We start from the raw sequence: 19,844 nt of genomic DNA on the forward strand, positions 1-19,844 counted from the left end.
GGCGGCGGCCGCGGGAAGCTTCCCGCGGCCGCCGCCCCCGTTCGGGTCGGGGCACCGGACGTGACACGATGTGGGCATGCCCACCGCGCTCACCGATTTCTGCCGCCACCCCATCGTGCAGGCCCCGATGGCGGGCGGCGGCTCCGGACCCGAGCTGGCCGCGGCCGTCTGCGAGGCCGGTGGCTTCGGCTTCCTGGCCGCCGGCTACAAGACCGCCGACGGCATGTACCAGGAGATCAAACGGCTGCGCGGGATGACCGGCCGGCCCTTCGGTGTCAACCTCTTCATGCCGCAGCCCGCGCTGACCGACACCTCCGCCGTCGAGGTCTACCGCGAGCAACTCGCCGGCGAGACCGCCTGGTACGAGACCGAGCTCGGCGACATCAACGGCTCCACCGACGACGGCTACGAGGCCAAACTCGCGATCCTCCGCGACGACCCGGTGCCGGTGGTCTCCTTCACCTTCGGCTGCCCCTCCCGGGCGGCCCTCGACGGGTTCGCCAAGGTCGGCACGTACACCGTCGTCACCGTCACCACCGCCGCCGAGGCACAGGCCGCCCAGTGGGCCGGGGCCGACGCGGTGTGTGTACAGGGCGTGGAGGCGGGCGGCCACCAGGGCACCCACCGGGACGACCCGCACGCCGACGGGACCGGCTCCGGGCTGGGACTGCTGGCGCTGCTCGGACAGGTCCGGGAGACGGTGCAGATCCCGGTGATCGCCGCCGGCGGGCTGATGCGCGGTGCGCAGATCGCCGCGGTGCTGGCCGCCGGGGCCTCGATGGCGCAGCTGGGCACCGCCTTCCTCGCCACCCCCGAGTCCGGCGCCGACCCGCTGCACAAGCAGGCGCTGACCAACCCCCTCTTCACCCATACCGAGTTGACCCGGGCGTTCTCCGGGCGGCCGGCCCGCGGCCTGGTGAACCGTTTCCTGCGGGAGCACGGCCCGTACGCCCCCGCCGCCTATCCCGCCGTGCACTACCTCACCTCCCCGGTCCGCAAGGCCGCCGCCAAGGCCGGCGACGCCCAGGGGCTGAACCTCTGGGCGGGCCAGGGGCACCGGCTGGCACGCGAGATGCCGGCCGGGCGGCTGGTGGAGGTGCTGGCGGCCGAACTCGACGCCGCGCGGGCCGCGTTGGGCGGCCCCGGATACGGTATCGGTCCCGGCCACGGCACCGGCGGTGCGGCATGACCGCCCCCGTCTTCCTCGTCGAATCGCTCGCCGGCGTACGGGCCGGGGGCACCCTGACCCTGGACGGCCCCGAGGGCCGGCACGCCGTGTCCGTGCGGCGGCTGCGGGTCGGTGAGGAGGTCGTGCTGACGGACGGCGCCGGGACCGGCGCCGAGGGCACCGTCGCCGCCGTCGAGGGCAAGGACCGGCTGACCGTCGCCGTCACCGGACTGCGCACCGAGGAGCCGCCGGCGCCCACCCTCACCGTCGTGCAGGCACTGCCCAAGGGAGACCGCGGCGAACTGGCCGTGGAGACCATGACGGAGACCGGCGTGGACGCCATCGTGCCGTGGCCCGCGGCCCGCTGCGTCACCCAGTGGAAGGGCGAGCGGGCGGCCAAGTCGCTGGCGAAGTGGCGCGCCACCGCCCGCGAGGCGGGCAAGCAGTCCCGCCGGCTGACCTTTCCCCGCGTCGCCGACCCGCTGACGACCAAACAGGTCGCCGCGCTGCTCGCCGACGCGGATTTCGCCGCCGTCCTCCACGAGGAGGGCAGCACGCCGCTCGCCACCGCCGAACTGCCCACCGAGGGTTCGATCGTGCTGGTCGTCGGTCCCGAGGGCGGCGTCTCGCCGGAGGAGCTGAGGCTCTTTGCCGAGGCGGGGGCGAAGCCGTATCGGCTGGGGGCGTCGGTGTTGCGGACGTCCACGGCGGGGACCGCGGCTACGGCGCTGCTGATGGGGCGTACGGGGCGGTGGAGTTAGGGCCGGCGGGCCTCGTCGTACGTTGTCGGGTTCCCCGCCGGGTCGCCTGGCGGCGGGCGCTGTCCGCTGCGCGGGGCTGTTCGGCCGCGGTGCCGGGCCTCCGGGGCAGGGGTGTGCCGGACTGCTTCGCTTTACGTCCGGCACACCCCTGCCCCTCCGACCCGTCCCCTCCCGTGGGTGGTCAGGGAAGACAGTGGGTGGGGGCTGAGCCGAGTGGTTCTCTGACGGTCAACGGGCAGGGCAGGAGCCTGCGTTGGGCCGGCGGTGTCAGGAGAGAAGTTCGGCCTGGAGCGTGATGTTCTTGACGCCCGCCAGGGCCTGGCTGACCGGGCAGTTCTTCTTGGCGTCCTCGGCCGCGGCCTGGAAGTCGGCCTCGGAGAGGCCGGGGACGCGGGCCTTGACGGTCAGGACGATGCCGGTGATGCCCTCGCCGGGCTGGAAGGTGACGTCGGCCTGGGTGTCGAGGCTCTCGACGGTGTGGCCCTTGCCGGCCAGGCCGTGCGAGAAGGCCATCGAGTAGCAGGAGGAGTGGGCCGCCGCGATCAGCTCCTCGGGGCTGGTGACGCCGTTGGGCTGCTCCGCGCGGGCGGGCCAGTTCACGTCGTAGGTGCCGATCTTGGAGGATTCCAGGGCGACGGTGCCCTTGCCCTGGAGGAGGTTGCCCTCCCAGTGGGTCCTGGCGGTGCGCGTGGTTGCCATGGTGCACAACTCCCGTTTGTGGGGCCAATGCGGTCTGAGAGATCAGCTTAGGGTCTGCCGGGCCGGGATCCGGGCGACCGGCCACGGGGGCGTCCACGGGCCGCCCCGGGGACCCGCCGGGGTGATCGGCTAGCATCCGGAGGGCGTACGCACGGTGCGTACGGCGCATGCCGCGCGACCCGGGAGGAGTCCACCGGTGGCGGGAGAACCGCAGGCCGACTGCCTGTTCTGCAAGATCGTGGCGGGTGAGGTACCGGCGACGATCGTCCGCGAGACCGAGACCACCGTCGCGTTCCGCGACATCAACCCCCAGGCACCGACGCATGTCCTGGTGATCCCCAAGGTCCACTACCCGGACGCGGCGTCGCTCGCCGCCGCCGAGCCGAAGGTGATCGCCGACATACTGTGTGAGTCCCGCGAGGTCGCGGCCGCGGAGGAGATCGAGGAGACCGGCTACCGGGTCGTCTTCAACACCGGCGCCGGCGCCGGCCAGACCGTCTTCCACGCCCATCTGCACGTCCTCGGCGGTCGCGGCCTCCAGTGGCCCCCCGGATAACGAGCCATGTCCGTACGCGAACTGGTCGTCCTCGGGACCGCCAGCCAGGTCCCCACCCGGCACCGCAACCACAACGGCTATCTGCTGCGGTGGGACGGCCAGGGGCTGCTCTTCGACCCCGGTGAGGGCACCCAGCGCCAGATGCTGCGGGCCGGGGTCGCCGCCCACGACATCAACCGGATCTGCATCACCCACTTCCACGGCGACCACTCGCTGGGCCTGGCCGGGGTGATCCAGCGGATCAACCTCGACCGGGTGCCGCATCCGGTGACCGCGCACTACCCGGCCGGCGGCGAGCGGTTCTTCGAGCGACTGCGGTATGCCACCGCCTACCGCGAGACGGTCCGGATCGCGCAGCGGCCGGTCTCCGCCGACGGTGAACTGGACCGCGCCAAGGGCTACGTCCTGACGGCGCACAAGCTCTCGCACCCGGTCGAGTCGTACGGTTACCGCCTCACCGAGCCGGACGGCCGGCGGATGCTGCCCGAGCGGCTGGCCGCCCACGGCATCGCCGGACCGGATGTCGGCCGCCTGCAGCGGGCCGGCGAGCTGAACGGCGTCACCCTCGACGAGGTCAGCGAGGTGCGGCCCGGCCAGAGCTTCGCCTTCGTCATGGACACCCGGCTGTGCGACGGCGTGTACGCGCTCGCCGAGGGGGTGGACATGCTGGTGATCGAGTCCACCTTCCTCGACGAGGACGTCCAACTCGCCGAGGAACACGGGCACTTGACGGCCGGACAGGCGGCCCGGGTGGCCGCCGGCGCCGGCGTGCGCCACCTGGTGCTCACGCACTTCTCGCAGCGCTACGCCGACCCCGCGGACTTCGCGCGACAGGCGCGCGCGGCGGGCTTCACCGGCGAACTCACCATCGCCAAGGACCTCCTGCGGGTGCCGCTCCCCAAGAGGCGCTGACCCCCGAATGGACCTCGGCGCCTCTGGGAAGGGCGCCGGGGCCGTGCCCTACGGCAGGTAGTACATCGGGTTCGGGAGCTTGAAGGTGCGGGCCGCGGCGCCGCCCGCCAGGTCGCTGTACTGGTCGCCGAAGTTGGCGACGACGCGGTAGCCGAGGGACTCGATGTGCCGGCGGGTGCCGGACTTGAAGTCGATCGTCGAGCAGGTCTTCCCGCACGGCAGGTAGGCGGGCGGGTGCTCCTTGTCGCGCAGGTAGACGTGGGCGCGGTCGAGCGGGACGTCGTAGCCGACGTTCTTGAGGTTGCGCACGCTCCAGTCGCGCTGCGCCTCCTTGCGGCCGGTGAGGAAGAAGACCTCGGCGCCCTTCTTGTGGGCCCAGTTCACCAGGTCGTTCATCCCGAAGACCGCGGCCATGTCGGTGTGCTTCAGGTACTCGTCCTGGGACTTGGGGGTGAAGTTGAAGCCGACCTTGAGCTCGTAGTTGTAGGTCAGCAGGGTGGTGTCGTCCATGTCCAGGACGATGGCCGGCTTGGCCTTCCCGGTGCCCTTCTCGGCGAGCGCGCCGGCCAGGTAGGCACGCGCCCTGGTCTCTATGCCGCGGACCTGGCGGGCGTAGTTGCTGGTGGGGGAGGCGTAGTGCTCGCCGTCGGCCGTCACCGTGTCGCCGTAGTACGCCTTGATCTTGTCCTCGACCTGGGTGAGGTTGGGGATCTCCTTGTCGGTGCGCGGCACGGAGTGCTCGGCGGTGGCCTGGCCGGCGCCGAACAGCGCGGTGCCGGCGACGAGCGCGGCGGCCGCCGCACCGCCCAGACGGGCACGGCGGGAGAGGGCGGGACGGGGCATGCGCGGCTCCTTGGGAAAAGCGTGGGGGGTGGTCCCGGGTAGGTGTAACAGAGGTGGCGTGCGGCCATCTACGCGCGAAGAGTAAATGATTGGTAAAGTGTGGGGGGTGCGGTTGTCCAACTTGGTGGTTTTGTCCGGTCCTTGAGGGTGTATGGGTGCGCTCCCGCCGGCGACCCGGGCGGCCGCGGCCGCGGTCCTGCGCGTGGCCGTTTCGTCCCCGTACGGTGTGGCACGACCGGGTGGCGGTGCGCCACAGTGGTCCCCTACGTGATCTTCGAAGAGGGGCGGTACCGATGGCACAGGAAGTGCGCGGCGTCGTGGCGCCGGGGAAGAACGAAGCGGTCCGGCTGGAGACGATCCTGGTGCCCGATCCCGGGCCCGGCGAGGCCGTGGTGAAGGTGCAGGCGTGCGGGGTGTGCCACACCGACCTGCACTACAAGCAGGGCGGTATCAACGACGACTTCCCGTTCCTGCTCGGCCACGAGGCGTCCGGGGTGGTGGAGTCGGTCGGCGAGGGCGTCACCGACGTCGCCCCCGGGGACTTCGTCGTCCTCAACTGGCGCGCGGTGTGCGGCTCCTGCCGGGCGTGCCTGCGCGGCCGGCCCCAGTACTGCTTCGACACCCACAACGCCCGGCAGAAGATGACGCTGAAGGACGGCACCGAGCTGACGCCGGCGCTGGGCATCGGGGCGTTCGCCGACAAGACGCTGGTCGCCGCCGGCCAGTGCACCAAGGTCGACCCGGGCGTCTCGCCCGCCGTCGCGGGGCTGCTGGGCTGCGGTGTGATGGCCGGCATCGGCGCCGCGATCAACACCGGCGGGGTCGGCCGCGGCGACTCGGTCGCGGTCATCGGCTGCGGCGGCGTCGGCGACGCGGCGGTGGTCGGCGCCCGGCTGGCCGGCGCGGCCAGGATCATCGCCGTCGACATCGACGACCGGAAGCTGACGCAGGCCCGCGCCATGGGCGCCACCCACACCGTCAACTCCCGTACCACCGACCCCGTCGAGGCCGTCCGCGAGCTGACCGGCGGCTTCGGCGCGGACGTCGTCATCGAGGCGGTCGGCCGCCCGGAGACCTACCGGCAGGCGTTCTACGCCCGCGACCTGGCCGGCACCGTCGTCCTGGTGGGCGTGCCCACCCCCGAGATGACCCTGGAACTCCCCCTCCTGGACGTCTTCGGCCGCGGCGGCGCCCTGAAGTCCTCGTGGTACGGCGACTGCCTGCCGTCCCGGGACTTCCCGATGCTGATCGACCTCCACCAGCAGGGCCGGATCGACCTCGGCGCGTTCGTCACCGAGACCGTCGGCATCGACGAGGTGGAGCGGGCCTTCGACCGGATGCACGCCGGCGACGTGCTGCGTTCGGTGGTGGTGCTGTGATGACCGCCCGCATCGACCACCTCGTCACCTCGGGGACGTTCTCGCTGGACGGCGGCACCTGGGACGTCGACAACAACGTGTGGATCGTCGGCGACGGTTCGGAGGCCGTGGTCATCGACGCCGCCCACGACGCCGACGCCATCCTCCGGGCCCTCGACGGACGCACTCTGCGCGCGATCATCTGCACCCACGCGCACAACGACCACATCGACGCCGCCCCGGCGCTCGCCGCCCGCACCGGGGCGCGGATCCTGCTGCACCCCGACGACCTGCCGCTGTGGAAGCTGACCCACCCGGACACCGCCCCCGACGGGGACCTGTCGGACGGCCAGGTGCTGACCATCGCCGGCACCGACCTGACGGTGCTGCACACCCCCGGCCACGCGCCCGGCGCGGTCTGTCTGCACGCCCCCGACCTGAACACCGTCTTCACCGGGGACACCCTCTTCCGGGGCGGCCCCGGCGCCACCGGCCGGTCGTTCTCCGACTTCCCGACGATCGTCGACTCGATCCGCGACCGGCTGCTGACCCTGTCACCGCGGACCGTCGTCCGCACCGGCCACGGCGACCCGACCACCATCGGCGAGGAGGCCCCCCACCTGGCGGAGTGGGTCGCCCGGGGGCACTGACGGGACACCCGGGGCGCGGTGGGGCTTCCCTACGGGGCGGGCGAACAGATCCCGTAGGGGGCCGCGGCGCCCCCTACGGGGCCACAACGTGCCGGGGGCGGCGGGAATTCCCGAGACGAGCGGCCGAGGCGCGGGGGCGTGATGCGGTGCCCTCCGGGACCCTCCCGGCCCGCTCCCTACGCGCCCTCCGCCGCCGCCCGTTGCAGGATGCGGGCGGCCACCGCCGGGGAGTCCACCAGGGGGTGCAGGGCCAGGGCGCGGAGGGCCGCGTCGCGGTCCTTGAAGAGGGCGGCCGCGACCGTGGCCCGTTCGACGGCCTTGACCTGGAGCATCAGGCCCAACTGGTCCTCGCGCAGCGGTGCGCAGGGCAGCGGCCGGGGGCCCTTGGCGGTCACCTCGCACACCGTCTCCACGATGGCGTCCGGCGGCAGCTGCGGCACCGTCGTCCCGTTGCGGACGTTGAGGATCAGCCGGCGGCCGGAGTCGCCGGCGATGGCGTGCATCAGGGCCAGCGCCACCCGGTCGTAGCCGCCGCCCTCCAGGTCGTGGCTGTCCCGCTGCCAGCCGCCGGTCGCCTCCCGGCTGTGCGCCATGTACGTCTCCTCGCGCTCCAGCCGGGTGCGCTCCCATAGGTCGTACACCGCGTCCGGGGAGCCGGCCGCCGCGGCCCGCTCGAAGAAGCCGCCCTGCTGCCGGTCCAGGAACTCCCCGCGGGTCTCCGCGGTGTCCCGTACGGAGTGCAGGGTCTCCCGGCGGAAGTAGTAGTAGTGCAGATACTCGTTGGGCAGGGCACCGAGGACGCGGAGCCACTCCGGGCCGAAGAGCCGGCCCTCCTCGAAGGAGTTCAGGGCCGTCACGTCGTCCAGGAGGCCCGGCAGCACATCGGTGCCGTCGAGCGTCAACGACCGCAGCCAGCCGAGGTGGTTGAGCCCCACGTAGTCGTAGCCGGACCGCGCCGGGTCCTCCAGGACGGCCGGGTCCGCGCCGGCCGCCCGCGCCGTCCGGCGCACCAGCCCCACCGGTGAGTCGCAGATCCCGACGACCCGGTCGCCCAGCACCTGCGCCATCGCCTCGGTGACCGTCCCCGCCGGATTGGTGAAGTTGATGACCCAGGCCCCCGGGGAGAGCGCTGCGACCCGCTCGGCGACGTGCACCGCCACCGGGACCGTCCGCAGCCCGTAGAGGACCCCGCCCGCCCCCACCGTCTCCTGGCCGAGCACGCCCTCCGCCAGCGGGATCCGCTCGTCCCGGATACGGCCCGCGGTACCGCCGACCCGTATGGCGGAGAAGACGAAGTCGGCTCCGGTCAGCGCCGCGTCGAGGGTTTCCGCCACTCGTACGGGTACCGGTTCGGTACGGCCCCGTGCCAGCCGGGACAGCACGTCGGAGATCACCGCGACCCGGCGGGGATCGGTGTCGTAGAGCGTCAGCTCGGAGACGGAGCGTGCCGGGTCGGCCAGCAGAGCGCGGTAGACCAGCGGCACCCGGAAGCCGCCACCACCGAGAATGGAGAGCCTCATGGGGCGGAACGTACCGCAGCATCAGGCACACTTGCGGCACGAGTTGAGTACGAGAGGGGCGAGCGCGGTGAACGCTGGCCGACGCGATGTCCAACCGCCCGCCGGGCCGGTCGCCGCACCGCCGGGCCTCGATCCGCTGGCCGCGCTGCGCCGCGCGGACGATCCGCCCACCGACGTCTACCTCACCGGCACCGTCTTCCTCGACATCATCTTCACCGGCCTGGACTCCGCGCCGGTCCGCGGCACCGAGTCCTGGGCCCGCGGCATGGGCTCCAGCCCCGGCGGCGTCGCCAACATGGCCACCGCACTGGCCCGGCTCGGCCTGCGCACCTCCCTGGCCGCCGCGTTCGGCGACGACATGTACGGCGAGTACTGCTGGGAGGCGCTGGAACGGGGCGAGGGCATCGATCTGGCGCTCTCGCGCAGGATCCCGGGCTGGCACTCCCCGGTCACCGTCTCGATGGCCTACGAGGGCGAACGCACCATGGTCTCGCACGGCCACGAGGCACCGCCGCCGGAGAACGCCTTCGACGGCGGGCACGCCCCCGGCTGCCCGCCGCCGACCCGGGCCTGCGTCGCCTCGCTCGTCCCCGGCCGCCGGGAGGGCTGGCTGGGCTGCGCGGCCGGCCGCGGCAGCCGGATCTTCGCTGACGTCGGCTGGGACGACACCGGCCGCTGGGACCCGTCCGACCTCGCCGGCCTGGAGCACTGCGAGGCGTTCCTGCCCAACGCCGAGGAGGCGATGCGCTACACCCGCACCGACTGCCCGCGCGCCGCCGCCCGCAAGCTCGCCGACCTGGTCCCGCTCGCCGTCGTCACGCTCGGCGCGGAGGGCGCCTACGCGGTGGACGGCCGCACCGGCGAGAGCGCCGAGGTGCCCGCCATCGCGGTGGAGGCGCTGGACCCGACCGGCGCCGGGGACGTCTTCGTCGCCGGCTTCGTCACCGGCACCCTCGCCGCCTGGCCGCTGGCCGACCGGCTGGCCTTCGCCGGGCTGTGTGCCGCCCTGTCGGTGCAGGAGTTCGGCGGCTCGCTCTCCGCGCCCGGATGGGCCGAGATCGCCGCCTGGTGGTACCGGGTCCGGGCCTCCGCCTCAAAGGCCGCCGCCGGGCTGGCCCGCCAGTACGGCTTCCTGGACGCCGTGCTGCCCGAGCCGGGGGTGAGCCTCGGCACCACGGGGGCGGCGGACCTCGCACGGCCGGCCGGGCCCGCGCCGCTGGCCCGCGCGGTCCCCACGATCGGCTTCCGCCGCCCGGCCTGAACGCCCCGGCCGGGCCGGCGCCGTTCGCCCCTGCCCGCGGTGCCCCCGCGGCCGCCCCGGAAAAGCCGACCGGCTTGTCAGTCCCCCGTCGTACTCTGGTAGCGCAAGGAGCCAGTGCGGGCACCGCTGCTTGAAGGTCCGCACCTGTGATGAGCAAAGGATGGGGGTTGAGCAGGCCACCCGGCCTACCCATGACGCAGACACCCACACGAGCGCAGGCGAGCGCCCAGTTCACGGTCCCGGCCAAGCACCCGATGGTGACGGTCCTGGGGTCCGGCGACTCGCTCCTGCGTGTGATCGAGGACGCCTTCCCCGCCACCGACATCCACGTCCGGGGCAACGAGATCAGCGCGGTCGGCGACGCCCGGGAAGTCGCCCTGGTCCAGCGCCTGTTCGACGAGATGATGCTGGTGCTCCGCACCGGACAACCGATGACGGAGGACGCAGTGGAACGCTCCATCGCCATGCTGCGCGCGGCGGAGAACGGCGAGGGAGCGGTGGGCGAGACCCCCGCCGAGGTGCTCACCCAGAACATCCTCTCCAACCGCGGCCGCACCATCCGCCCCAAGACCCTCAACCAGAAGCGCTATGTCGACGCCATCGACAAGCACACCGTCGTCTTCGGGATCGGACCGGCCGGCACCGGCAAGACCTACCTGGCCATGGCCAAGGCCGTCCAGGCCCTCCAGGCCAAGCAGGTCAACCGCATCATCCTGACCCGCCCCGCGGTCGAGGCCGGCGAGCGCCTGGGCTTCCTGCCCGGCACCCTCTACGAGAAGATCGACCCGTATCTGCGCCCGCTCTACGACGCGCTGCACGACATGCTCGACCCCGACTCCATCCCGCGGCTGATGGCGGCGGGCACGATCGAGGTCGCACCGCTGGCGTACATGCGCGGCCGGACGCTCAACGACGCCTTCATCATTCTCGACGAGGCACAGAACACCAACCCCGAGCAGATGAAGATGTTCCTCACCCGGCTCGGCTTCGACTCGAAGATAGTCATCACCGGCGACGTCACCCAGATCGATCTGCCCGGCGGCACCAAGAGCGGTCTGCGCCAGGTCCGGGAGATCCTGACCGGTGTCGACGACGTGCACTTCGCCGAGCTGACCAGCAGGGACGTGGTCCGGCACAAGCTCGTCGGCCGTATCGTCGACGCCTACGAGAAGTACGACAGCCGCAACGGCCGGTAGCCCGCGCCGCACGACCAAGAAGCGAGACCTGACCTTTCCCATGTCGATCGACGTCAACAACGAGTCCGGTACGGACATCGACGAGCAGGCGATCCTGGACGTCGCCCGCTATGCCCTGGCCCGGATGCGGATCCACCCGCTCTCCGAGCTGTCCGTCATCGTCGTGGACGCCGAGGCCATGGAGCAGCTCCACCTCCAGTGGATGGACCTCCCCGGCCCGACGGACGTCATGTCCTTCCCGATGGACGAGCTGCGGCCGCCGGCCAAGGACGAGGAGGAGCCTCCGCAGGGGCTCCTCGGCGACATCGTGCTGTGCCCCGAGGTCGCCGCGCAGCAGGGCGCGGCGGCCCCCACGGCGCACAGCATGGACGAGGAGCTCCAGCTGCTCACCGTCCACGGCGTGCTGCACCTGCTCGGCTACGACCACGAGGAGCCGGACGAGAAGGCCGAGATGTTCGGCCTCCAGGCCGCGATCGTCGACGGCTGGCGGGCCGAGCGCGGAATGACGGGTCCCTCGCCGGCCCCGACCGTGACCTGACGGGACGCGCGATGACCACCCTGATCGCCGTCGCGGTACTGCTCGTCGTGATCGCCTGGCTCGCCGCCTGCGCGGAGGCCGGACTGACCCGCACGACGAGCTTCCGCGCCGAGGAGGCGGTCCGCTCCGGCCGCCGCGGCAGCGCCAAGCTCGCCGCGGTGGCCGCCGACCCCACCCGCTACCTCAACGTCGCCCTGCTGGTGCGGGTCGGCTGCGAGATGGCCGCCGGCGCCCTGGTCACCTACGTCTGCCTGCGGTCCTTCGACACCACCTGGCAGGCGCTGACCGTCGCCATCGCGGTGATGGTGCTGGTGTCCTACGTCGCCGTGGGGGTCTCCCCGCGCACCATCGGCCGCCAGCACCCGCTCAACACCGCCACCGCGGCCGCGTACGTCCTGCTGCCGCTGGCCCGGATCATGGGCCCGGTCCCGCAGCTCCTCATCCTCCTCGGCAACGCCCTCACCCCCGGCAAGGGCTTCCGCAAGGGCCCGTTCGCCTCCGAGGCGGAGCTGCGGTCCCTGGTGGACCTCGCCGAGAAGGAGTCGCTGATCGAGGACGAGGAGCGCCGGATGGTGCACTCGGTCTTCCAGCTCGGCGACACCCTCGTCCGCGAGGTGATGGTGCCGCGCACGGACCTGATCTCCGTGGAGCGCTTCAAGACCATCCGCCAGGCGCTCACCCTCGCCCTCCGCTCCGGTTTCTCCCGGATCCCGGTGACCGGCGAGAACGAGGACGACATCGTCGGCGTGGTCTACCTCAAGGACCTCGCCCGCAAGGTGCACATCAGCCGGGAAGCGGAGAGCGAACTGATCTCCACGGCGATGCGCCCGGCGGTGTTCGTGCCCGACACCAAGAACGCCGGAGATCTGCTGCGCGAGATGCAGCGGGACCGCAACCACGTCGCGGTGGTGATCGACGAATACGGCGGCACCGCCGGCATCGTCACCATCGAGGACATCCTGGAGGAGATCGTCGGCGAGATCACCGACGAGTACGACCGGGAGCTGCCGCCCGTGGAGGACCTGGGCGCCGGCCGCTACCGCGTCACTGCCCGGCTGGACATCGGCGCGCTGGGCGAGCTGTACGGCCTGGCGGAGCTGGACGACGAGGACGTGGAGACGGTCGGCGGGCTGCTCGCCAAGCAGCTGGGCCGGGTCCCGATCGCCGGCGCGACCGCCGAGATCGACCTCTCCGACGACGCCTCGGACCCGGATCTGAAGGCGCTGCGGCTGATCGCCGAGTCGCCGGCCGGCCGCCGCAACAAGATCGTCACGGTGCTCTGCGAACCGGTCCGCGCGGCGGACGCGGAGGGTGACGGCGCCCACGGCTGACCCCTGGCCGACCGCCGGATCACCGGCGCGCACCACCCGCAATTCCGGGCATTCGCCCCACCCCACTCCGCCACTCCTGATCTCCAGTACAGCGGAAATATCCTCAAAGCCATTTCCGGCAGCCCTGGATTCCCTCGCCAATTCCATGGAAAGATCTTCGAGCCGGCGCCGGAAAGGGCGTCGGCACTGTGCGGCAGAGGGAAGCTGAAGGAAATGCGGGAAAGAAATGCGGCGGTGATCTCCACCGCCGCGGCGGCGCTGCGGGCGGACCGCCCGGGCGGCAGCGACGCCCTTGCCGCAAGCGGCAGCACCGGCGGCGGGTATTCCCCGGCGCGCGGAACGTCGCGGCGGCCCCCCGCCGGCCGGCGGCCCTGCTGAAACCGAACAGGCCCGCCGCACGGCGCAGGAGAAACTCCGGAAAGACTCAGGAAAAATCTCCGCAGAATTCGCGATGACGCTAGGCCGCCGGGCCGCGGACATCGCGAGCACGGGCACCGGGAGGGGTGCCGGTCCACCGACCGAAGGTGACCGGCGACCCGGACCCGGGAACGACGTTGGCTGGAGAGCCGGGTGCCCCGGCACAGGGGAGCGGGGCAACCGGACTCTTCAGCCATCGTGCGTTTTCCGCGCCCCCCGTAGGCCCCGGCGCGGCCCGGCCCCCGCATATGCTCGCCCGTATGACCGAAGCCGCACCGCTGGACCCCGAAGACCGCAAGATCATCACGCTCGCGCGCTCGGCGCGGGCCCGTAACGGCGTTCCCGAGGGCGCCGCCGTCCGCGACGAGACCGGCCGCACCTACGTCGCCGGCACCGTCGCCCTGGACTCCCTGAAGCTCACCGCGCTGCAGACCGCCGTCGCGATGGCCGTCGCCAGCGGCGCCACGTCCCTGGAGGCCGCGGCCGTGGTCACCGACGCCGAACAGGCCGCCGACGCCGACCGCGCGGCTGTCCGCGACCTGGGCGGCCCCGACACCCCCGTCCTGCTCGCCGCCCCCGACGGCACCCTGCGCGGCACCGTCCCCGCGGGCCCCTCGGCCTGACCCCCGGGGCGGGGCGCCGCACCGCCGCGCGCCCCGCCCCGCGACGGCGGAAGCGGGCGGATGGTCGGAGCGGCCGCGGGGATCGGGGAGAATGGGCGCCATGAGCGTTCGTACAGACTCCACCGCACCGCACCGTGCGGGCTTCGCCTGCTTCGTCGGCCGTCCCAACGCGGGCAAGTCCACGCTGACGAACGCTCTCGTCGGGACGAAGGTGGCGATCACCTCCAACCGCCCCCAGACCACCCGCCACACGGTGCGCGGCATCGTGCACCGCCCCGACGCCCAGCTGGTCCTGGTCGACACCCCGGGCCTGCACAAGCCCCGCACCCTGCTCGGCGAGCGGCTCAACGACGTGGTCCGCACCACCTGGTCCGAGGTCGACGTGATCGGCTTCTGCCTGCCCGCCGACCAGAAGATCGGCCCCGGCGACCGCTATATCGCCGGCGAGCTGGCCGACATCAAGAAGACCCCCAAGGTGGCCATCGTCACCAAGACCGACCTGGTCGACTCCAAAGCACTCGCCACCCAGCTGCTCGCCATCGACCAGCTCGGCAAGGAACTGGGCATCGAGTGGGCCGAGATCATCCCGGTCTCCGCCGTCGGCGACAAGCAGGTCTCGCTGCTCGCCGACCTCCTCGTGCCCCTCCTCCCCGAGGGCCCGGCCCTCTACCCCGAGGGCGACCTCACCGACGAGCCCGAGCAGGTCATGGTCGCCGAGCTGATCCGCGAGGCCGCGCTGGAGGGCGTCCGCGACGAGTTGCCGCACTCCATCGCCGTCGTCGTCGAGGAGATGCTGCCCCGCGAGGACCGCCCCGCCGACAAGCCGCTGCTCGACATCCACGCCAACGTGTACATCGAGCGCCCCAGCCAGAAGGGGATCATCATCGGCCCCAAGGGCAAGCGCCTGAAGGAGGTCGGGACGAAGTCCCGCAAGCACATCGAGGCGTTGCTGGGGACGCCGGTCTTCCTGGACCTGCACGTCAAGGTGGCGAAGGATTGGCAGCGCGACCCCAAGCAGTTGCGCAAGCTTGGTTTTTAGGCTTCCCACGTTGCCGGCTTTCCCGCCGTAGGGGTTCGCGCTTGCGCCTGACGGCGCGTTTTCCGGCCCGCTTCGCGGGCTTTTTGTCCGCTGCGCGGGGCTGTTGGGTGCGGTGACGGGCCTCCGGGGCAGGGGTGTTCCGGACTGCTTCGCTTTACGTCCGGAACACCCCTGCCCCGGAGGCCCGTCACCTCCCGTTGGAGGGTGGATCTCAACCCAGTTGGGGCTGCAGGCCCGGTGGGCGAGTGCCGCCTCTGGACTGACCCTCAACGAGTGACCGTCAGCGGACCAGCCGGTTCAGCCCCCAACTACCGTCTTCATGACCCTCAACGGGAGGGGACGGGTCGGAGGGGGTGGTGTGTCGGACGTAAAGCGAAGCAGTCCGGCACACCACCCCCGGAGGCCCGTCACCGCACCCGAAAGCCCCGCGCAGCGGCAACGCAATGCGCCGCAGGCGCAAAAGGCGAACCCCTACGGCGGGAAAGCCGACAACGTGGGAAGCCAGCCAAGCGCAGCGGAAGGGCTACGCGCCTTCCTTAAGGACGCGCGTGATCAGCTCGCGCTGTTCGTCGGTCAGGTGCGGCTCCGCGCAATACGCCGTTTTGCCGTCGACGGTGAGGGTGTAGCGGAAGCCGTCGGGGACGCCGGCGGGCGGCGTCGGGTGCGCGGCCGCCAGGGCGTGTGCGGCCAGGGTCTGGAGTTCGGCCGCGTCGGGGTGGTCGTCCGTGTCGATCTCGGCGTGCCGCTCGATGCCGGCGAAGCCGCCGGTGCGGCGGATGTGGATGCGCATGGGGGGCTTCTACCCGAGGGGGAGGGAGTAGTCGCGCGGGCGGCCATCCCTCCCCCGGGGCGGGCTACTTGCCGGTGACGCCGACCGTGGACCACGCCTTGACGACGGCCTCGTGCTCGTTGCCGGAGGCGCCGTAGCGGGTCTGGGCGGCCTGGACGGTGAGGTGGGCGAAGTCGGCGAACTGGGCGTTCTTGGCCAGGTGGCCGCCGGTCAGGACGTCGTACCAGATCTGGCCGGCGCGTTCCCACGCCTTGCCGCCGAGGGCGCTGGCGACGAGGTAGAAGGCGTGGTTGGGGATGCCGGAGTTCAGGTGGACGCCGCCGTTGTCGTCGTCGGTCTCGACGTACCCGGCCATCGTGGCGGGCTGCGGGTCCTTGCCGAGCTTGGGGTCGTCGTAGGCGGTGCCGGGGGCCTTCATGGAGCGCAGGGCCTGGCCGTGCACGCCGGGGGCGAGCAGGTCGGCGCCGATCAGCCAGTCGGCCTGGTCGGCGGTCTGCTTGAGGGCGTACTGCTTGATCAGGGAGCCGAAGACGTCGGAGATCGATTCGTTGAGGGCGCCGGACTGGCTCTGGTAATCGAGGGCGGCGGTGTACTGGGTGACGCCGTGGGTCAGCTCGTGGCCGATGACGTCGACGGGGATGGTGAAGTCCTTGAAGAGGGTGCCGTCGCCGTCGCCGAAGACCATCCGCCGGCCGTCCCAGAAGGCGTTGTCGTACTTCTCGCCGTAGTGGACGGTGGCGTCGAGCGCGAGGCCGGCGCCGTCGATGGACTTGCGGGCATACGCCTTGAGGTAGAACTCGAAGGTGGCGCCGAGGCCGGCGTGCGCGCGGTTGACGGAGGCGTCCTTGGCGGGGCCGTCGGTCTCGGAGTGGACCTTGGTGCCGGGGAGGTCCTGCCGGTGGCCGGCGTCGTAGATGGTGCGGTTCGGCTTGTCGGCGTCGGCCCGGGCCTCCTCCGGGGCGGTCAGCCGCGCGGTCAGGTCGATGCGGCGGGTGCGGTGGAGGGCGTCGTGCTCCAGGGTGCGGCGGGCGGGCTCGTGGTGGGCCGGGTCGTCGGACTCGGCGAGTCTGCCGAGGATGTGCGGCGGGACGATCGTGCAGAAGACAGGCGAGGAGGGGGCGGCTGCGGTGCGCGTCCGGGTCACGGATTCCTTCATAGGGAAGACGGTGGCATTGTGTAATGTGTCTGTCACTGCCGGCGGCCGAAGTTCCCGAAAACGTGTGGTTGGTCGCAGTTTCGCCGCTACGTCCCGGCGGTCCCGCATACTGGGACGCGACTGCGGATCTTCGCCGCCTCCGCTAACGTGCTGTGCATCATGCGTTTCGGGCTGCTTCTCCTTAGCTGCCGCGGCGAGGGCCTGTAGTCGTAGGCCGACCCCCTCCCCGCGGGATCTGGTGCTGCGTTCGACCGTCGGCCGTCATACGGATCTCCCCGAGGAGCCCTACGCGATGTCGCAGCCAGTCGGCCGCCCCACCCCGATCACCAACGCCACCCACGTGCAGAAGCCGTCCGGGATGCCGATCCACAAGTACCGGCCGTTCGAAGCGGTGCACCTGCCCGACCGCGCCTGGCCGGAGCAGCGGATCACCAAGGCCCCCCGCTGGCTCTCCACCGACCTGCGCGACGGCAATCAGGCGCTGATCGACCCCATGTCGCCGGCCCGCAAGCGCGAGATGTTCGACCTGCTCGTACGGATGGGCTACAAGGAGATCGAGGTCGGTTTCCCCTCGTCCGGCCAGACCGACTTCGACTTCGTCCGGTCGATCATCGAGGAGGGGGCGATCCCGGACGACGTGACGATCTCCGTCCTGACGCAGGCGCGGGAGGAGCTGATCGAGCGGACCGTGGAGTCGCTGCGCGGCGCCCCGCGGGCCACCGTCCACCTCTACAACGCCACCGCCCCCACCTTCCGCCGGGTCGTCTTCCGCGGCTCGAAGGAGCAGGTCAAGCAGATCGCGGTGGACGGTACGCGGCTGGTCATGGAGTACGCGGACAAGCTGCTGGGCGACGAGACGGTCTTCGGGTACCAGTACAGCCCGGAGATCTTCACCGACACCGAGCTGGACTTCGCGCTGGAGGTCTGCGAGGGGGTGATGGACGTCTGGCAGCCCGAGGCGGGCCGCGAGATCATCCTCAACCTGCCCGCCACCGTGGAGCGTTCGACGCCGAGCACGCACGCCGACCGGTTCGAGTGGATGAGCCGGAACCTGAGCCGGCGGGAGTTCGTCTGCCTGTCGACCCATCCGCACAACGACCGCGGGACGGCGGTGGCGGCGGCCGAGCTGGCCGTGATGGCCGGCGCCGACCGCGTCGAGGGCTGCCTGTTCGGGCAGGGCGAGCGCACCGGCAACGTCGACCTGGTGACCCTGGGCATGAACCTCTTCTCCCAGGGCGTCGACCCGCAGATCGACTTCTCGCAGATCGACGAGATCCGTCGCGCCAGCGAGTACTGCAACCAGATGGAGATCCACCCGCGCCACCCCTACGCGGGCGACCTGGTCTACACCGCCTTCTCCGGCTCCCACCAGGACGCCATCAAGAAGGGCTTCGACGCGATGGAGGCCGACGCGGCGGCCCAGGGCAAGACCGTGGACGACATCGAGTGGGCGGTGCCGTACCTGCCCATCGACCCCAAGGACGTCGGCCGGTCGTACGAGGCGGTCATCCGCGTCAACTCCCAGTCCGGCAAGGGCGGTATCGCCTACGTCCTGAAGAACGACCACAACCTGGACCTGCCGCGCCGGATGCAGATCGAGTTCTCCCGGATCATCCAGGAGAAGACCGACGCCGAGGGCGGCGAGGTCACCCCGGCGGCCATCTGGTCGGTGTTCCAGGACGAGTACCTGCCCAACCCGCAGAACCCGTGGGGCCGCATCCAGGTCCGGGCCGGGCAGACCACCACCGACAAGGACGGTGTCGACACCCTGACCGTCGAGGCCGAGGTGGACGGCACCGAGACCGTCCTGGTGGGCTCCGGCAACGGTCCGATCTCCGCGTTCTTCCACGCGCTGGCCGGCCTGGGCATCGACGCCCGCCTGCTGGACTACCAGGAGCACACCATGAGCGAGGGCGCCTCCGCGCAGGCCGCCTCGTACATCGAGTGCGCCATCGACGGCAAGGTGCTGTGGGGCATCGGCATCGACGCCAACACCACCCGCGCCTCCCTCAAGGCCGTGGTCTCCGCCGTCAACCGCGCGGCGCGCTGACCCCCGGTCGCGGCATCTCCCGTACGGCCCCGTCGCTCCCGCCCGGAGCGGCGGGGCCGTCCCGCGCCGTCCCGCGTGCCGTACACACTCCGTACGCATCGGCGCCTGTATTCCGGCCAGTGGGCCGGGCGTTGTCCGATACGGGGTGCTGACGGCGCATCACCGATGTGGCTAACATCACGTAACGAACGGCGACGGGGCCGGGGGTGTGCCACGTGGCCTTGAGGCATGGGGGAGTTACGGAGGGCTGACGTGATGCGCAACGGCTGTGTGGTGGGGGTGCGCACATCGTGGCGGACCGTCGCCGACGGCGAGTTCTTCTGCCCCGAGTGCGGCGGCGACCGCAACTACCTCCGCCGCACCGGCCGGCGCCGCCTCACCGTCCTCGGCATCCCCGTCCTCGCCCGTGGCGACGCCGGCCCGGTCCTCGAATGCTCCGCCTGCCGGAGCCACTTCGGGCTGGACGCGCTCGACCACCCGACCACCGTCCGGCTCTCCACGATGCTCCGGGACGCCGTCCACACCCTGACCCTGGCCCTGCTGGCGGCCGGCGGCACGGCCTCCCGCACGGTCCGTGACACCGCGGTCGCCGCCGTCCGCGCGGCCGGCTCCGCCGAGTGCACCGAGGACCAGCTGCTCACCCTCCTCGCCGCACTCGCCGCCGACACCGGCCGGATGACCGGCACCTACGAGGCGGCCACCGGCGGCCACTGCGGACACCAGGGCCTCGACCCGTGCGGCACCGCGCTGGCCATAGAGCTGCACGAGGCGCTGGAGCCGCTGGCGCCCCATCTCGCCCCCGCCGGGCGGGAGTCGCTGCTCCTCCAGGGCGCCCGGATCGCCCTCGCCGACGGCCCCTGCACGCCCGCCGAACGCGAGGTGCTCAGCACCGCCGGCGCCGCCCTGACGCTCGACCCGGACGACATCGGCCGGCTGCTGACCGCGGCGGCCCGCTCACCCCGCTACCGCGGCTAGC

General features: G+C 72.0%; 19 protein-coding genes. 14 read left to right on the forward strand and 5 right to left on the reverse strand.

Annotated elements, in window-relative coordinates; translation table 11 throughout:
- Positions 1-76 precede the first annotated feature (76 nt).
- Both ACRAS8_RS23830 and ACRAS8_RS23835 read left to right on the forward strand, forming a co-directional pair.
- Complete coding sequence (locus tag ACRAS8_RS23830; RefSeq protein ID WP_438488025.1) at positions 77-1,189, forward strand: nitronate monooxygenase; 1,113 nt, start codon at positions 77-79, stop codon at positions 1,187-1,189.
- The gene (locus ACRAS8_RS23835; protein WP_438488026.1) at positions 1,186-1,929 is read left to right on the forward strand and encodes a 16S rRNA (uracil(1498)-N(3))-methyltransferase; all 744 of its coding nucleotides are present in this window, start codon (positions 1,186-1,188) and stop codon (positions 1,927-1,929) included. Before ACRAS8_RS23830 ends, ACRAS8_RS23835 begins: the two co-directional genes overlap by 4 nt.
- Positions 1,930-2,196: 267 nt before the next feature.
- On the opposite strand, the gene ACRAS8_RS23840 is transcribed toward ACRAS8_RS23835, so the two are convergent.
- Positions 2,197-2,628, reverse strand: coding sequence for an OsmC family protein (locus ACRAS8_RS23840; RefSeq protein WP_438488027.1), 432 nt, complete (start codon positions 2,626-2,628; stop codon positions 2,197-2,199).
- Between the two features lie 196 nt (positions 2,629-2,824).
- Between ACRAS8_RS23840 and ACRAS8_RS23845 the strand changes: the two genes are divergently transcribed.
- Entirely contained in the window at positions 2,825-3,184 is a 360-nt protein-coding gene (locus tag ACRAS8_RS23845; protein WP_438488028.1) for a histidine triad nucleotide-binding protein, read from the forward strand.
- A 6-nt stretch (positions 3,185-3,190) separates the two neighbouring features.
- Positions 3,191-4,096 (forward strand): ribonuclease Z, encoded by a 906-nt coding sequence (locus ACRAS8_RS23850; RefSeq protein ID WP_438488029.1) that lies wholly within the window; start codon positions 3,191-3,193, stop codon positions 4,094-4,096.
- Between the two features lie 48 nt (positions 4,097-4,144).
- On the opposite strand, the gene ACRAS8_RS23855 is transcribed toward ACRAS8_RS23850, so the two are convergent.
- On the reverse strand, positions 4,145-4,939 hold the full coding sequence (locus ACRAS8_RS23855; RefSeq protein WP_438488030.1) for an HAD family acid phosphatase: 795 nt from the start codon (positions 4,937-4,939) through the stop codon (positions 4,145-4,147).
- A gap of 293 nt (positions 4,940-5,232) precedes the next feature.
- Here ACRAS8_RS23855 and ACRAS8_RS23860 point away from each other — a divergent pair, with 293 nt between their 5' ends.
- Both ACRAS8_RS23860 and ACRAS8_RS23865 read left to right on the forward strand, forming a co-directional pair.
- Positions 5,233-6,318, forward strand: a complete 1,086-nt coding sequence (locus ACRAS8_RS23860) for an S-(hydroxymethyl)mycothiol dehydrogenase (RefSeq protein ID WP_438488031.1) — start codon at positions 5,233-5,235, stop codon at positions 6,316-6,318.
- Positions 6,318-6,947 carry an MBL fold metallo-hydrolase gene (locus ACRAS8_RS23865; RefSeq protein ID WP_438488032.1) on the forward strand — a complete coding sequence of 210 codons (630 nt, stop codon included), beginning with the start codon at positions 6,318-6,320 and terminating at the stop codon, positions 6,945-6,947. Before ACRAS8_RS23860 ends, ACRAS8_RS23865 begins: the two co-directional genes overlap by 1 nt.
- 176 nt (positions 6,948-7,123) lie before the next feature.
- Here ACRAS8_RS23865 and ACRAS8_RS23870 read toward each other — a convergent pair whose 3' ends face one another.
- Positions 7,124-8,467, reverse strand: a complete 1,344-nt coding sequence (locus tag ACRAS8_RS23870; protein ID WP_438488033.1) for a 6-phospho-beta-glucosidase — start codon at positions 8,465-8,467, stop codon at positions 7,124-7,126.
- 67 nt (positions 8,468-8,534) lie between these two features.
- On the opposite strand from ACRAS8_RS23870, the gene ACRAS8_RS23875 reads away from it, so the two are divergent.
- From ACRAS8_RS23875 to era, 6 genes are all read left to right on the forward strand, one after another.
- Complete coding sequence (locus tag ACRAS8_RS23875; RefSeq protein WP_438488034.1) at positions 8,535-9,728, forward strand: carbohydrate kinase family protein; 1,194 nt, start codon at positions 8,535-8,537, stop codon at positions 9,726-9,728.
- A 191-nt stretch (positions 9,729-9,919) separates the two neighbouring features.
- Positions 9,920-10,924, forward strand: a complete 1,005-nt coding sequence (locus ACRAS8_RS23880) for a PhoH family protein (protein ID WP_438488035.1) — start codon at positions 9,920-9,922, stop codon at positions 10,922-10,924.
- 40 nt (positions 10,925-10,964) lie between these two features.
- Positions 10,965-11,462 (forward strand): rRNA maturation RNase YbeY, encoded by a 498-nt coding sequence (gene ybeY / locus ACRAS8_RS23885; protein ID WP_438488036.1) that lies wholly within the window; start codon positions 10,965-10,967, stop codon positions 11,460-11,462.
- An 11-nt stretch (positions 11,463-11,473) separates the two neighbouring features.
- Positions 11,474-12,793 carry a hemolysin family protein gene (locus ACRAS8_RS23890; RefSeq protein ID WP_438488037.1) on the forward strand — a complete coding sequence of 440 codons (1,320 nt, stop codon included), beginning with the start codon at positions 11,474-11,476 and terminating at the stop codon, positions 12,791-12,793.
- A 677-nt stretch (positions 12,794-13,470) separates the two neighbouring features.
- Positions 13,471-13,833 (forward strand): cytidine deaminase, encoded by a 363-nt coding sequence (locus ACRAS8_RS23895; RefSeq protein ID WP_438488038.1) that lies wholly within the window; start codon positions 13,471-13,473, stop codon positions 13,831-13,833.
- Positions 13,834-13,933: 100 nt separating this feature from the next.
- Positions 13,934-14,872: a GTPase Era gene (gene era / locus ACRAS8_RS23900; RefSeq protein ID WP_026247238.1), complete on the forward strand. Its 939-nt coding sequence runs from the start codon at positions 13,934-13,936 to the stop codon at positions 14,870-14,872.
- A gap of 523 nt (positions 14,873-15,395) precedes the next feature.
- Here the strand turns inward: era and ACRAS8_RS23905 are convergent.
- Both ACRAS8_RS23905 and ACRAS8_RS23910 read right to left on the reverse strand, forming a co-directional pair.
- The gene (locus ACRAS8_RS23905) at positions 15,396-15,662 is read right to left on the reverse strand and encodes a protealysin inhibitor emfourin (RefSeq protein ID WP_438488039.1); all 267 of its coding nucleotides are present in this window, start codon (positions 15,660-15,662) and stop codon (positions 15,396-15,398) included.
- Between the two features lie 64 nt (positions 15,663-15,726).
- Complete coding sequence (locus tag ACRAS8_RS23910) at positions 15,727-16,818, reverse strand: M4 family metallopeptidase (RefSeq protein WP_438488040.1); 1,092 nt, start codon at positions 16,816-16,818, stop codon at positions 15,727-15,729.
- A gap of 292 nt (positions 16,819-17,110) precedes the next feature.
- On the opposite strand from ACRAS8_RS23910, the gene leuA reads away from it, so the two are divergent.
- Both leuA and ACRAS8_RS23920 read left to right on the forward strand, forming a co-directional pair.
- Positions 17,111-18,868, forward strand: a complete 1,758-nt coding sequence (leuA, locus tag ACRAS8_RS23915; protein WP_438488041.1) for a 2-isopropylmalate synthase — start codon at positions 17,111-17,113, stop codon at positions 18,866-18,868.
- Positions 18,869-19,123: 255 nt separating this feature from the next.
- The gene (locus ACRAS8_RS23920; RefSeq protein ID WP_438490582.1) at positions 19,124-19,843 is read left to right on the forward strand and encodes a TerB family tellurite resistance protein; all 720 of its coding nucleotides are present in this window, start codon (positions 19,124-19,126) and stop codon (positions 19,841-19,843) included.
- The last annotated feature ends 1 nt before the right edge of the window (position 19,844 follow it).

Source organism: Streptomyces sp. S186 (assembly GCF_051603415.1).
In the GTDB taxonomy this organism is placed as follows: Bacteria; Actinomycetota; Actinomycetes; order Streptomycetales; family Streptomycetaceae; genus Streptomyces.

Excerpts from the sequence above, each read along its gene's own strand:
- ACRAS8_RS23830 (WP_438488025.1), top strand. The coding sequence starts at position 77 with ATGCCCACCGCGCTCACCGATTTCTGCCGCCACCCCATCGTGCAGGCC.
- ACRAS8_RS23835 (WP_438488026.1), top strand. The coding sequence starts at position 1,186 with ATGACCGCCCCCGTCTTCCTCGTCGAATCGCTCGCCGGCGTACGGGCC.
- ACRAS8_RS23840 (WP_438488027.1), bottom strand. The coding sequence starts at position 2,628 with ATGGCAACCACGCGCACCGCCAGGACCCACTGGGAGGGCAACCTCCTC.
- ACRAS8_RS23850 (WP_438488029.1), top strand. The coding sequence starts at position 3,191 with ATGTCCGTACGCGAACTGGTCGTCCTCGGGACCGCCAGCCAGGTCCCC.
- ACRAS8_RS23855 (WP_438488030.1), bottom strand. The coding sequence starts at position 4,939 with ATGCCCCGTCCCGCCCTCTCCCGCCGTGCCCGTCTGGGCGGTGCGGCG.
- ACRAS8_RS23860 (WP_438488031.1), top strand. The coding sequence starts at position 5,233 with ATGGCACAGGAAGTGCGCGGCGTCGTGGCGCCGGGGAAGAACGAAGCG.
- ACRAS8_RS23865 (WP_438488032.1), top strand. The coding sequence starts at position 6,318 with ATGACCGCCCGCATCGACCACCTCGTCACCTCGGGGACGTTCTCGCTG.
- ACRAS8_RS23870 (WP_438488033.1), bottom strand. The coding sequence starts at position 8,467 with ATGAGGCTCTCCATTCTCGGTGGTGGCGGCTTCCGGGTGCCGCTGGTC.
- ACRAS8_RS23880 (WP_438488035.1), top strand. The coding sequence starts at position 9,920 with ATGACGCAGACACCCACACGAGCGCAGGCGAGCGCCCAGTTCACGGTC.
- ybeY (WP_438488036.1), top strand. The coding sequence starts at position 10,965 with ATGTCGATCGACGTCAACAACGAGTCCGGTACGGACATCGACGAGCAG.
- ACRAS8_RS23890 (WP_438488037.1), top strand. The coding sequence starts at position 11,474 with ATGACCACCCTGATCGCCGTCGCGGTACTGCTCGTCGTGATCGCCTGG.
- ACRAS8_RS23895 (WP_438488038.1), top strand. The coding sequence starts at position 13,471 with ATGACCGAAGCCGCACCGCTGGACCCCGAAGACCGCAAGATCATCACG.
- era (WP_026247238.1), top strand. The coding sequence starts at position 13,934 with ATGAGCGTTCGTACAGACTCCACCGCACCGCACCGTGCGGGCTTCGCC.
- ACRAS8_RS23905 (WP_438488039.1), bottom strand. The coding sequence starts at position 15,662 with ATGCGCATCCACATCCGCCGCACCGGCGGCTTCGCCGGCATCGAGCGG.
- ACRAS8_RS23910 (WP_438488040.1), bottom strand. The coding sequence starts at position 16,818 with ATGAAGGAATCCGTGACCCGGACGCGCACCGCAGCCGCCCCCTCCTCG.
- leuA (WP_438488041.1), top strand. The coding sequence starts at position 17,111 with ATGTCGCAGCCAGTCGGCCGCCCCACCCCGATCACCAACGCCACCCAC.
- ACRAS8_RS23920 (WP_438490582.1), top strand. The coding sequence starts at position 19,124 with ATGCGCAACGGCTGTGTGGTGGGGGTGCGCACATCGTGGCGGACCGTC.